The following is a 12,752-nucleotide window of genomic DNA, read 5'->3' as shown; positions in this document are numbered from 1 at the left end:
CCGAGGCCGCCGACGCCCTGCTGCGCCGAGTTTTACATCCACGCCGCATTGTTGCTATCGTTCTCCAGTCGTCGAGCATCCCAGTTCGACGGCATGCCCGCCGAGCAATCGGCGGCCACGGGCGAGTGGCGGAATGGCAGACGCGCTGGCTTCAGGTGCCAGTGTCCTTCGGGACGTGGGGGTTCAAGTCCCCCTTCGCCCACCACGAGCGGTTCAGCTCATTTTGGTACATCAGGTCAGGTTGCGGAAATGCGGCCTGACCTCTTGTTTTGTCGCTGAGTTGGCTGGCGATAGTGGACAGCTACGGATCAGGGATCTGCTACTTGAAGTTCCCAATTGATCTACAGCGTCGGCTTCGTCAACTCTCTGTGCCGAGTCGCCAGATCGCCCAACCCGGAAACCCCGCGACGAGGACAAGAACTAGGCCGCAGGCCGACGTGAGCAATGCTGACAAGGTCGGATCGCTCAGGCCGCCTACGCCTTGAACGAGCAGATACGCACCACCGACCAGCATCGCAGCCAATACCAGCACAACGGCTGCAAATATCGCCATATCTACCGCAGGAACAGGCGTTTTCTTGACTGTTTGGGTGCGGCCTTCCGTGTGTTTGCTGAAGTCGCGCACCCTGAATTTCCTGGTGTCACCCTTGAGGAGCCGTCGGGCACGTTCGTTCCTCGCTTCGACCTTGCCCTTGAGGGTGAACGTAAACAGGAAGATCTTGGCCTCGTCGGCGTATCTGATTGCTTCGGGTGAGTAGCCAGTCTTTGCGAAGAAGACCAACCGCCGGTTGCGCCCTTTCGCTCCGCGGTCTGCCCCGCAAAGCCTTTGGAGATCCGCGCGGCAGGCCTGAGCACTGGTCGATTTGACTCGGGCAACCGCCCGCCTTGCCTCGACGTCGATGCCGCCGTCGCGCGATCCTGGAGTCGCGTGAGCGCCTTTGACGCGGAGCTGCTGCATGATGCTGGCAGCAACGTGTTCGGCCTGCCGGTGTTCGGGAACAAGGGGCCGGAATTCCTGCGCTGCTGGTGCGATCTCTTCTATCACGTCAGAAGCTTGGCACCCCGGCCTGACATCGGCTAACGCGACGGCTGCACGGCCTTAAGAACTACCCTGCGCGCAGTCATGAAGCGCCGATGCCACGCGTGGAAGAGTGAGGGTCGTCCGCCGCTGTAGCGTCTCGTCATCATCGAGAGGTGAAGCGTCGGCTGGCGTCGATCGGTGCGCAGTGCCAGATCACGCAAACCTCGATCCGGCTGGCGCGACGCCAAGACCGTCGTCGGCGTGAGATCGTTACACTAGGGCAACTGTGCACCCTCGCGCCCGCGATCTTCACAGCGATCTTGCTGAGCAGCTGCAATTCATCTCGGACTCCGCAGCAGCATTTGATCGGGGTCGGACGTCGGAATCGAAGCGAATCGCGGTAGCGGTGAGAGTGTTGGTCCACGACACAGGCGTGAGTCACAGCCTTCTGGATCAGCTGGGCTTGAAAGCGGGCCTTCAGTGGGCTGACAGTGCGCCCATCATCGATAGGGACCCAATGATTGTTGGACGAAGTCCGGTCTCACCAGCATGGGCCTCGGCGGTGACGGTATTGCGTTCTTCCCTCGAACAATCGATCAAATTGAGCAGTCGGAGCGTTCGCGATACGTGGCCTTTGAGGAATGGTGGACTCGCTCCGTTCTTCTCGATTCGAACGGTGCCGAGTTCTCGCGCAAGAGCCTGGTCCTGGCTTTGGCCAATAAGGACGGCGGGGCCCACATCGACAGGTTCAACGCGGCAACCCACGCTCTTGTCCATGACAATAGCGCCGGGTGGGTGCGTGGCTTCGGTGGACGGAATTCGTCCGAGCCGATGCCAACGCCCATTTACGCCTCTGTGGTGACGATCGGCGAGGAGCTGCTGCTGACGTTGCACCGGCACGGAGTGACCATTCCTAGGTCTGAAGGGAATCGACGGGAGGGCACCATTGATTCATTCGAGATGTCTGATGTAGTTGACCTCCCGCCCCTGGTAGTCGATGACTCCAAGGACGGAGTCTCGCGAGTGGAGTTCCGGTTTGAGTCGCTCCCGGATGTTAGCTTCGAACTAGCTCGCCTTGCTACAGCACAATCAGACTCCAAGCGCAGCGGAAGTCTGCCAGCGGGTTGGATCAAAGTCGTTGCGCGCCAAGAGTCTAGCGGTTCGATTCTGCATCAGTCTGGCTTCGCCGGCCCCACTGTGGCGTCGCTCGCGCAGAGCCCGTCTGACCCCGTACCACTTCCGCCCGCCGGGACTACACCCGCCGAGTTCGTGTTCGACAACCTCGAGGATGCGCGGTTTCGCGCCTATCGATCGGTATCCAGGCAAGCATTTGGTGGCTGGGTTGGGGTTCGCGAAGCGGGATGGGTCGACATCTTTGTCGTCAGTGAAGGAGAAATGCGGCATTGCGGTGGCTTCGCTGGACCGCAGTAGGGGACCAAATGAGGGGCCCGATTGGTGGTCCAGTCGCTATGCGGCTTGGGGGTGGTGGGTAGAGAGCTCCACTGTAGAGCGAACTCCGCGGGCTGAGGTCGCCGTGGGCGCTGTGGGGCCGGGTGGTGTTGTAATCCGGTTCTCCAATCCTCGTGATCAAGCTGGCCTCGAGTAGGGGAGTCGAAACGCCACGAGTTGAGTAGTTCATCGCGCAGACGTGCGTTGTATGATTCGATCCAGCCGTTCTGCCGAGGCGAGCCGAGATCGATGAACAAGGCTCTGGTGCCGGTAAATCGGCACCAGTCACGGACGGCATAAGCGACGAACTCGGGGCCGTTGTCCAACCGCACGTAGACTGGTGTTCCCAGCGTGAGAGCGAGGCGGTCCAAGAGTGCGACCACCTGATCGGCGTCGATGGAATGATCTATCTCGATGGCCAGACATTCACGCGCGTATTCGTCAATAATGCTGAGCAGCTTGATTGTTCGTCCGGCGGCGAGCGTGTCGAATTCGAAATCCGTCGCCCAGATCAGGTTCGGTCGGATCGGCACCATCGCTCCTACAGTGACCCCGATGTCGGTCAACCGCTTCTTCCTGCGGCGCTGGGGAACCCGCAATCATTCCTCACGCCACAACCGTCGGATACGTTTGTCGTTGACCGACCAGCCGGATTTGCGAGTCATATTCGCCGCCCGCCTCCACCCCCATCGGGGTCGATCGGTGGAAAACGTGCGAAGCCAGGCCCGTAGTCGGGTGTCCTCGTCGTCAGCCGCATGGTCGAGCGGTGCAGGCCGACCACTGAACACGCCGGACGCTAAGAAACCCGAACCGCTCGCGCAGCACCGTCACGGCGCGGCGATTGCGGTTCGGGGTTAGAAGGTTTCCTGCCGACAAGTCTTTGAGCGGGTCGATGTCGAGGGCCTGGTTGGTGACAAGCTTCTTCAGGTGGGCGTTTTCGTCTTCGAGTTCCTGGAGGCGTTTCGCATCGTCTGTATTCATGCCTCCATATCGGGACAGCCAACGACGCCGCGTGGATTCCGCGACTTCGAGGTGCCAGCACACCTCGTCGCGTTCCTGACAACAGCCCGGAGCTTTTTGTGTTTGGCGAAATTACAAATGATCTGCTCCGACGTGTGCCGACGCGCTTGTTCCACGCCATAGCGTTGTCGATTCTTCCTGCTCGAATCCTCGAGCAACACAGTCCCACAACGACCGGACGACGCAGCAGGGCTCCTCAATCGCCGAGCCTCGACCTGGGTCTACTCGGCGCGCTCAGACGGAATGAGTTGCGGTTCACTCGCGAGGCAAACGTTTCCGAGTGGCCTTCTTCGCAGCGCGGCGACTTCCCGTCCTACTCCCCCCTGTTGCGGGCTCTGAGGCGGGTTGAATGCCAAAGGCGGCGGCAGCAAAATCGAGCCACGCTGCGGCATCAGCTCCTTTGAGATCATCGGTCCAGATGAGCGTGCCATTCGGCCCTCCGCCCTGGTCATGGGACAGGATGCCGTTATCGGCGTACCAGGACTTCTTCAGTTCCCACTTCCGAGCGTAGTCGGGCATGTCGAGCATACCGGCATGTTCCCAGTAGACGATCTGGCCGTCCCCGAGGGAGATGGTGAAGTCAGGGTGCACGACGCGGCCATCGCCGCCGGTGAGGGGTTCCTCGTACAGCCAGCGTCCTGGTACGAGTCTGTCGAGGAGGCCAGCGATGATGACCTCGTTCTTGGACGCCATAGGCACACCGTTTGCTGAAACATGGATGAGCTTGCGATCGAACCGTTGTTTCTCGCCTCGGATTTCGAGTTGCACCGGGTCTGGTGCAGAGAATAGATCGGTAAGCCGTCGTGCTGTCTCGGAGCGAGCTGGATGTGTGAGTTGCCGAAGGTCGTTTAAGTTTCCGTCGTGGATAATGACCACGCGCTCCTTCTGGCGCGTGAGAGCCGTGTAGAGTAACTCTCGTGAGATGTTGGCTCGTGCTGGAAGCATGAGGAACGTGGTTCCAAACTCGGAGCCCTGGGACTTGTGAACAGTTACAGCCCAAGCGAGTTCGAGCATCGGATCGTCGCTGTTGGTCGGCCAGTAGGTGTAGCTATAGCCAGGCTGTGACGAGAATTCGACTTTGAGGGAAAGCTTGTTCTTTCGGACCTTGTGGTTCGGAACGATGCGACCGATGCCGACCCCGATCTCGCCGTTGGCGACGTAGTTCAACGCTCCTTCTTTTGGCCAGGCTTTGAGGTTTCGGTTGATCGTTTGCATGACCTTGTCGCCGCGGACGATGAGTTCTGGTCCGATGGGTTTAGCGATGTTGCTCTTGAAGTATCCGTGAGCGAACTCCACGTCTTTAGCCCGGTACATTCGCTTGATGTGACGGTTAAGTTCGACTGAGCCGAATGCGCGAGAACGGGTGGGCGACAGTATTTGCCAGTCTTCGCAGCGCTCGCCCGCTCCGGGGTCCCAGTTCAGATATTGGCCGTTGATGACGGCACCATAGGTAAGGGCAAACGCGCGTTCGGGATCCGGATCACCGGTGAGGTCCAGGTTGTGCTCAAGTTCGTCGGTGAGGGCCTTAATCGGGCTGCGGTCGCCCCATTGGACGTAGCGCACAGTGGGCAGATCTGGCTGCTCGGCGAGTTCGGCCCAGATCGACTCGTCGCCGGCGCCTTGGGTGTTGCCGCCGAACCATGCGGCGAGTTCGAGGTCGTGGCGATCGCCATGGCTTCCGTCGGGAAGTTGCCGTCGCGGGACCTGGAGTTCGACGTATCCCGGTGCGACGTGTACCCACGACGCGAATGCTTCCGGCCGGACACTCGTGACAAGGTCAACGAAGGGTCGTCCAGCACCGATCGGTGGGAGCTGACGTGGGTCGCCCACCAATATGATTCGGTTGACGTTCCCGAGTGAGTCGAGGGTGGCGGCGAGCATATCCTCGGTCAGCATGGACGATTCATCGATAACCACCAGGCCGTAGTTGTGGCGTGGCTGTTGCTCAGTCTGCACGATGTAGCGGCCTGTGTCGGGGTCGTACCTGCCAGTTGGGAGCAAATGCGAGGCAAGAGTTTTCGCGGGCAAACCGACTTTAGACTCGAGCTGGACTTTGGCTTTCCCGGTGGGCGCAAGCAATAGGACATCGCCAGGTGGCAAGTCGAGGTACTCGACCAGAGCGCGCAGGAGGGTCGTCTTGCCTGTTCCGGCAGGGCCGATGAGGACCGACAGCGGCGAGTCGTGCAGCACCGATAGTCCCGCCGCTTTCTCAGTTCGTGCCCGGTCTTCGAGCCCATCGATCGCGTCGGCGACTGCCGAGTTGAGGTCCAGAGCGCGATCGAGCACAGCGCGCGCATCTGGGATCTGTCCCAGCGAGGCGCGTCCGCGCTGCTCGCTGATCTGCTCGCGGATGATGTCGGCAGTAGCTTCGAACCGCACGAGTTTGAAGGCAGGGGTGTCGTCGCTCAGTCTCGCTGTGGTCAGCGGTGACCAGATGTCTTGGTCTTCCAAGTTGGTGATGCCGTCGGGATCTAGGTCGAGTCCTGGGAGAATGGTCGTGGTCAGTTTGGGAGGCTGCGATAGTTCTGCCGCGTTAGCTAGTTCGAGTGCCTCTCCGACGGCGAGCAAGGTGTCTCCGCCGGTGCCGGCACGTTCGAGAACGTCGGTGAGAAGGGCTTCGATGCGTCGCCGGTCGAGGTGATCGTCGATCGAGACACGGTCGGGGAGCGACGGCGTCCAAGTGACGTGCGTGGGTGGGAACAGCGCGCGGTCGATGGTCGCGAATGGAACGCGGTCCGGTTGGCCGTAGGTGCAGATGGCTGCGAAGTAGGGATTGTCGAGCAGTTCTGCGACCGACAGTTCGGTATCGGTGTGGCCTCTGAGCAGCATCTCTGCTTGATCGATCGAGATGTCGAACGCTGCGAGCAACTGCAGCGCCTCTTGGTGCTCGCGCGGCAGTTTCTGCCAGACTCGTGCATGCGTCGATTTGATGTGCTGGCGGACGGTCGCACTGGCTGATTCGGGTTCAAGCAGGATTTCCTCAAGAACAGCCCAGGTGTCGACTCGGTTTCCCGCTTCATCGAGGACGGCGCGCGCGGCGACATGGGGCTGCTGCACTCCGAGGATCGATAGGACGCCAGGGAGGCCCGGCGTGGGACCGCGCATCTGCCAAAGGCGCCCGATTTGATCATCGAGCCAATGCAGACCCGCTTCGGGGAGCTCGATTCCGAGTCCACGCATCCCTTGTGTCGCGGCACGGAGAGACGACAGAGCCTCGATGGCGGCATCGTCGGACAGGTGCTCGGTGACGTAGGAGAATTCGGTGAGACGCTCTTCCGGTGCCCACGCGAGCGCGGACTCGATGTTGACGCCGTCGTCGACCAACGGAATCAGGTCTTGGTAGGGGAGCAGAATCCCGTCGGACATCTCCGGTCGAAGCGAATGCTCGACAATCGTCTCCCACATGGACGATGTGAACGGCGGACTGCCGTCGCTACGCCACATGCGTGGTGGGCTTACGGCCGTAATCCGGGCCGCGCCCACGAGGAGGCGACCGGTGCGTTGATCTTGGAGCGGAGAATGCTTGAGATAGGTGAACACCAGCGAGTCTCCGGTGGCGACGGGCTCGAAGAAGGCATCAACGACCGCACGCTGGTTATCGCCGTCCATCACCCATGCCGGCGGCCAGCCCAACGCTTGGTCGACGACCTCTTCGGCCTCCGGGTTGAAGCTCGGTACACGATCGTGCCCGATCTCCTGAGCGAGAGATTGCCGGCTCAGCCACCGAAATGGAACGGCTTCGAAGGAATAACCGGGCACCGATACCGGCGTGTCGAGCAAGGTGCCCTTCAGCGGACCGCTGTTGCGATAGGGGTGTTGCTTGACGACGGTGTATCCATCGGGCGACATGAACGTGGCACGCTCGCTCAGGCACGGAAGCCGACTCGAATCGAGTTCTGCGAACCCGTCGCCAGCGTGCGCATGCTCGAGCGCGTCATCCCGGTTTGCGCCGATTCCCGCGAGAAGCACACAAGATGAATTGTCCAGCGGATCGTCGCAGATGAACTGATCCCATGGTCGGTCTCGCCACGGTACACGCATTGACAGATGCTGGATTCCGGACATGGTTTGTCTCTACCATGCTGAGTTAAAATTTGTCGGAGTTCGACGTTCTGGTCCTCGGTGCTGCCAGATGGTTGCGTCGCCGTGCCACGCCTCGATGCGGATTCCGGGTTCGTTGGCCCACGGAGACGAAAGAACGATCTGTGTGTCGAAGTGCTCGACATCGAAGTGCCGCCACCACCGTTTCTCATCGCCGTGGTACCGGAAGCCTGAGGCCTTAAGTTGACTCCGAACGACATCGAAGTGCTCAACCTGGGCGTTGTAGACACGAAGTTCGACGATGCTCGCAATCGCCGCGCCGAGAGCTACTTGTGGGATGTTGCCCCAAGGGGTGGCTTTGATGCCGGCAGGCATTGCGTCGGTCCAGAAAGGCGATGGATTCTCGCCGAAGATCACGATATCGAGGTGCACTTTCGGTCGGCTTACTCCGACATAGAACAGTCGACGCCCAGCCTCGGTAATCGTTGGAATAGTGTCGCCGAACATGGTAGACAAAAACCAGTGGGGGTGGATTGATGGGTAGTTCCGCTCATCGGCGCTGAGGAGGATGACAGCTTCGGATTCTTGACCTTTGAAACCATGGGTTGAGCTGAAACGCACCGTTCCGGGGGGAAGTTTGAGTACCTTGGAAAGGTACTCGCCATACTTGCCGAACTCGTCGAATGTCTTGGTGATCCCATTAGCTTCGACGACGTGGAATCCCCTCCTGCGCCGCGAGAAAACGGCCACGGATCGGCCAGCTCGGTGGTGCTCGGAGATCAGACGGAGTAGCGCCACATTCCACCTGTAGCCTTCTCCAAAGATTGCCTTCTCCAACGGAGAAGATTCAAAGGACGACATTTCGAGAAGGCGAATATTTCACGTCAGTGGCGAGTAACTTCTGGCTGGGAATCCAAACCCGCGCATAACAGAATTGCCCAGGTCAACAATAGACCTAGCTGACCGACGGTTCGTCTCCAGCCGTAAGGTTTGCGCAGGCGCAAACAGTTGCTCGAAGTCGCGAAAGTAATCGGTTGTGGAGCGGGCGAACTCGTTGATCGCCTGCCAATCGTCGCCCACTGTCATGAGTTGGGCATCCGAAGCATGACCCATCGCTGCACGGAGGAGTTCATAGAACATGAGGGAGAAGTCTTGAAACTCATCGACCACAATGTATTTGAGTGCGACACGGTGGGCATTCTGCTGCGGTAATAAGACGAGTTGCTGGCGTACTGTGCAGAGGCGCCCGCGCGGGCGGAGGCAAGCGTTGCGCCTACAGCACCCGCCCCCTTCGGCTCCCGAGACTAGGAGGCAGCCCTCGTGGCTGATCCTAGTGCTGGCATGTCGCGCATCCGCTCCATGTTGACGGTGACACTCGCAAGGGTGGCGTTGGGGTGCCCGCAAGTGGGGATTCCCCCACCCGATCATTTCCTTGCTCCTCGACCAATTTGTTGCCACCACTCTGCTCTGGCTAGGTGTCGGTAACCTGCTGTCGGTCGCAGCGGCGCTGCGGCAGGAACTGTTGTCCGAGCGGCTCCGCGACGGAACCTGGAAGCCGTACCTGATGTCGTTCGGCATCTCCTACGGAGTGGGGCTCGATGTCAGCCTGATGGTCTACTGGCGACTGTGGGCACGGAGCGTCGCCGCTGAAAACCTCAGTGGCGGTGACTGGTTGGCGTTGTCACTCGTTCTCGTCAGCGCAGCGTTCACCTATCTTCTGCTTACCAGGGCCACCGTGAACCTGGCACGGACGCGGATCTTCCGGCGCGCGCTATCCCGAGAAATGATCGAGTATCGCCCGACAGCCGCGCCCCGACCGCCGGGTTCGGTCGGTGACGGCGACTCCACCATGAAACCTGCACCGGCGCACTAGTTGTCGTGATATCAGGGAGCTGCTACGCGCCACCCACCAACGCCCCCAACACCCGCGCCATGGTGTCGACGGAGAGTACGTGCTCTCCGTCGCGGCCGACGTACTCGAGCGAGAGTCCGTTGATCAACGCAAGCACCACCACGGCGGCGTCGAGCGCGGGCACCTTCAGCCGTAAACCTCTGACGGCAGTGACCTCTTCGATGTTCGCCGCGAGTGACTCGGCGAGTTGTGCGCGCGCCGCGGTGTAGTCCTTCAGCAGCTGCGGGTCGCGGTCGACCTCCGACCGGAACTCGGCGAAGACCACATTCGTGCGATAGGAGTCGCGAATCTGCTTGAGCAGCATGAGTGCGAGAGCGCGCATATCCGACTCTGCGTCGGCGTTGTCCGCTGACGGAACGAGGCCAGGGGCCGTGAACCCAGACGCACGCTCGGTGAACACCGACGAGGTCAGGTCCATGAACAACGCACCCTTGCTCGCAAAGTTCGAGTACACCGCGCCCTTGGAGAAGCCGGCCCGGCCGGCGATCATCTCGAGCGACGCGTTGGCGTACCCGCGTTCGAGAAACACCTCGCGCGCCGCAGCTCGAATGTCGGCCCGCACATCCGCGCGGCTCGGCCTGCGCTTGGGGCCGCTCGCGGGGTCTGCCCCAGCGTCGGACGACGTGGGGCTTGACGGTTCGGTGGTCATCGGGACATTATCGACCACGGCGACCAGTACCAGCGGTATCGAGAAGGTCGAGTTCACACAGGTACGTCGGGGGCGTCGACGTGGTGTCCGGTTCGTACGTCGACGTCATGAGGCCCCTTCTCGATACCGCGGCTGCGCACCCTCGTCGTCCGAGTGGTAGCGACTGCGCTTCTGGACGATGATCCCGGCTCCGATGATGATCACCGCCGAGATCGCGGAGAAGATGATCGCCTGGCGCTGGTCGTTGTCGAAGACCATCAGGATCAGCACCGCCAGGATGAACAGCATCACCACACCGGTCAGGTACGGGAACAGCCACATCCGCACCGGCGGCCGCTGACCCTCGGCGCGCAGCACTCGGCCCAGCCGCCACTGGCTTGCGGCGATGGTCAGGTAGACGAACAGTGCGATCGCACCGCTCGTGGCGAGCAGCCACGCAAAAATCTTGTCCGGCAGCACATAATTGCCGATGACAGCAAGGAATCCGACGACCATCGACATCAGCACCGCGACCCAGGGCACGCCCTTGGGGGTCAGGCTGCGCACCACCTGCGGGGCGTCGTGTCTGGTGCCGAGCGAGAACATCATGCGCGATGCGGTGTAGAGCGCCGAGTTCAGGCACGACGCCACGGCCGTCAGGATCACGATGTCCATGATGATCTTCGAGCCCGGAATGCCGATGGCTTCAAGCACCGACTGGTACGAGCCGTCGTCGAGCTTGTTGTACGGCATCAGCGCGACGACCACGAAGATCGAACCGATGTAGAACAGTGAGATACGCCAGATCACCGAATTGACGGCCTTGGTGATCCCCTTTTCCGGATTGGGCGATTCGGCGGCCGCGATGGTCACGATCTCGGTTCCCATGAACGAGAACATCGTGATGAGCATGCCTGCGATGACCGCCCCGAAACCGTTGGGCATGAAGCCATCCGGCTCCCAGAGATGGTTCACGCCGCTGACCGTCGAATCCGGGATCCAGCCGAAGATCGCGGCGACGCCGACGAGGATGAACGCCACGATCGCCACGACCTTGATGAGCGCGAACCAGAACTCGAACTCGCCGTAGTTGCCGACGCTCGCCAGGTTGGTCACCGTCAGCAACAGCGTGACCGCGAGTGCCCAGATCCACTGTTCGCCGCCGACGAGGTCGGTCAGGATCTTCGCCGCGGCCGTTGCCTCGACGGGGATCACCAGCACCCAGAACCACCAGTACAGCCAGCCGACGGAGAAGCCGGCCCAGCGACCGAGAGCGCGGTCGGCGTAGACGGAGAACGAGCCGGTGTCGGGATTGGCTGTCGCCATCTCGCCGAGCATCCGCATCACGAGCACCACCAGCGTGCCCGCCAGCGCGTAGGAGATCAGGACCGCGGGACCGGCCTTCTCGATGGCGTTCGCCGATCCGACGAACAGACCGGCGCCGATGACACCGGCGATCGAGATCATCGTGATGTGACGGGGTTTCAGATTCGACCCCAGGGAGGTGGGTGCTTCCTCCGTGGATGTGTCCGGCTTGGTGGTTGCCATGTGGTCCGACGGCCTTTCGCTACGGTATCGACCCGATGTGGTGCGGGTGCTTGTTGTCTGGCGGCACGCCCGGTGATGTGGGGCGTCGACGACCTCCCGATGGGTGCGGGTAGGTCAGTTACCGACGGCTAACCCTACGGAACGCCGCGGGACCACGCACAGGAATCCGGCAACGTCGCGAATGTCTGAATCATCGCAGTACTCCCAGGGATTCGAACGCGGTCAACGCGGCGTCGCCGGTGTTCCAGAGCGCCGCGATGTCCGCAGCAGCGGTGTCGCGACTGCGCGGATCCTGCAGTGCGAGGCCATTGCCGAAGGTCAGCACGTTGTATCCGACGTCTGCTGCCCGCAACATCGGCCCGGTCGCCTTTCCGGCGCCGACGAGCCGATCGAGCCCCTCGCCGACGAAGTAGAAGCGAAACGTGGGCCCGAGATCGACGTGATAGATCCGATTTGTTTCACGGACTATCGAATCACCGTGCGCGGCAATGGCATCGACGAGACGGAAGAAGTCCGGGGCATCGTCGGGGATGGTCCGTGCGTCTGCGGTGGCATACGCGAGATCGACGGTGATATGGGCGTTGTAGCCGGTGAGCGCGGCTCGCTCTCCGGAGGCACCGCAGTCCAGCGTCAGCCCGAAGTACCGCGCCCACTGGGGTGGTACGGGTCCGCCGGAGAACTCGGCGTGCACGGCGGCGAAGAATCGGTCGAGCAACCGCAGACTGATCACCGGCGCCCAGCGCGGATTGCGAAACGTTGCGGGCCGTCGCTGCATCGGCATCACGGCGTCGCGTTCGACGGCTGCCAGTCCGAGTGCGAACAACCCGCGCCGGTCGCGATGCGCGGTCAGGATGTCGGTGATCTGCCAGAGCTTTCCGACCTGTCGTTCCAACGTCGGGAGGGCGGACTCGTGACCGTCCGTAGTGTCCGACAACTCGACGATGCGACGAACATCGCCCGCCGACAGCGGGTCGCCACAAGCGTGCGTGACGTCGGGGCGGCCAGGCGGCGCTGCCGACACCGATCCGGGGACCGTGAGGCACACGAGCACACTGACCGCCGTGACCAGCACGAACCTGGGCGAAACCATCAACCGATGGTACTTTCGACGCCGTCCATCGGCAGCGCTTGCA

General features: G+C 61.5%; 9 protein-coding genes, 1 tRNA gene and 1 pseudogene. 3 read left to right on the top strand and 8 right to left on the bottom strand.

The features are described 5' to 3' along the window. Nucleotides 1-119 precede the first annotated feature (119 nt). Nucleotides 120-205 (top strand) — tRNA-Leu (locus tag GOACH_RS14310). Between the two features lie 153 nt (nucleotides 206-358). On the opposite strand, the gene GOACH_RS23125 is transcribed toward GOACH_RS14310, so the two are convergent. After that, nucleotides 359-1,045 (bottom strand): restriction endonuclease, encoded by a 687-nt coding sequence (locus GOACH_RS23125; RefSeq protein ID WP_005175882.1) that lies wholly within the window; start codon nucleotides 1,043-1,045, stop codon nucleotides 359-361. A 525-nt stretch (nucleotides 1,046-1,570) separates the two neighbouring features. On the opposite strand from GOACH_RS23125, the gene GOACH_RS23120 reads away from it, so the two are divergent. Then, nucleotides 1,571-2,452 (top strand): hypothetical protein, encoded by an 882-nt coding sequence (locus tag GOACH_RS23120; protein WP_005175879.1) that lies wholly within the window; start codon nucleotides 1,571-1,573, stop codon nucleotides 2,450-2,452. Nucleotides 2,453-2,488: 36 nt separating this feature from the next. On the opposite strand, the pseudogene GOACH_RS23375 reads toward GOACH_RS23120, so the two are convergent. The 4 genes and pseudogenes from GOACH_RS23375 to GOACH_RS24625 form a co-directional block, all read right to left on the bottom strand. Continuing rightward, nucleotides 2,489-3,606: pseudogene (locus GOACH_RS23375) on the bottom strand (IS3 family transposase). A gap of 139 nt (nucleotides 3,607-3,745) precedes the next feature. Beyond that, nucleotides 3,746-7,270, bottom strand: coding sequence for an ATP-dependent DNA helicase (locus GOACH_RS14290; RefSeq protein ID WP_245551900.1), 3,525 nt, complete (start codon nucleotides 7,268-7,270; stop codon nucleotides 3,746-3,748). Nucleotides 7,271-7,564: 294 nt separating this feature from the next. Further along, nucleotides 7,565-8,281: a 3'-5' exonuclease gene (locus tag GOACH_RS23775; protein ID WP_157227722.1), complete on the bottom strand. Its 717-nt coding sequence runs from the start codon at nucleotides 8,279-8,281 to the stop codon at nucleotides 7,565-7,567. Nucleotides 8,282-8,410: 129 nt separating this feature from the next. Then, nucleotides 8,411-8,959, bottom strand: coding sequence for a UvrD-helicase domain-containing protein (locus GOACH_RS24625; RefSeq protein ID WP_373279095.1), 549 nt, complete (start codon nucleotides 8,957-8,959; stop codon nucleotides 8,411-8,413). Nucleotides 8,960-8,963: 4 nt separating this feature from the next. On the opposite strand from GOACH_RS24625, the gene GOACH_RS14275 reads away from it, so the two are divergent. Further along, on the top strand, nucleotides 8,964-9,404 hold the full coding sequence (locus tag GOACH_RS14275; RefSeq protein WP_005175856.1) for a hypothetical protein: 441 nt from the start codon (nucleotides 8,964-8,966) through the stop codon (nucleotides 9,402-9,404). A gap of 22 nt (nucleotides 9,405-9,426) precedes the next feature. Here the strand turns inward: GOACH_RS14275 and GOACH_RS14270 are convergent, their stop codons facing one another. From GOACH_RS14270 to GOACH_RS14260, 3 genes are all read right to left on the bottom strand, one after another. Next, nucleotides 9,427-10,092 carry a TetR/AcrR family transcriptional regulator gene (locus tag GOACH_RS14270; RefSeq protein WP_005175852.1) on the bottom strand — a complete coding sequence of 222 codons (666 nt, stop codon included), beginning with the start codon at nucleotides 10,090-10,092 and terminating at the stop codon, nucleotides 9,427-9,429. A 105-nt stretch (nucleotides 10,093-10,197) separates the two neighbouring features. Further along, the gene (locus GOACH_RS14265; RefSeq protein WP_005175849.1) at nucleotides 10,198-11,619 is read right to left on the bottom strand and encodes an amino acid permease; all 1,422 of its coding nucleotides are present in this window, start codon (nucleotides 11,617-11,619) and stop codon (nucleotides 10,198-10,200) included. 190 nt (nucleotides 11,620-11,809) lie between these two features. After that, complete coding sequence (locus GOACH_RS14260; RefSeq protein ID WP_005175846.1) at nucleotides 11,810-12,709, bottom strand: DUF5995 family protein; 900 nt, start codon at nucleotides 12,707-12,709, stop codon at nucleotides 11,810-11,812. Between the last annotated feature and the right edge of the window lie 43 nt (nucleotides 12,710-12,752).

The organism is Gordonia aichiensis NBRC 108223, assembly GCF_000332975.1.
Taxonomy (GTDB): domain Bacteria; phylum Actinomycetota; class Actinomycetes; order Mycobacteriales; family Mycobacteriaceae; genus Gordonia; species Gordonia aichiensis.
The sequence above is the reverse complement of the archived record's forward strand: the minus strand, read 5'-3'. Positions and strand labels throughout refer to the sequence as shown.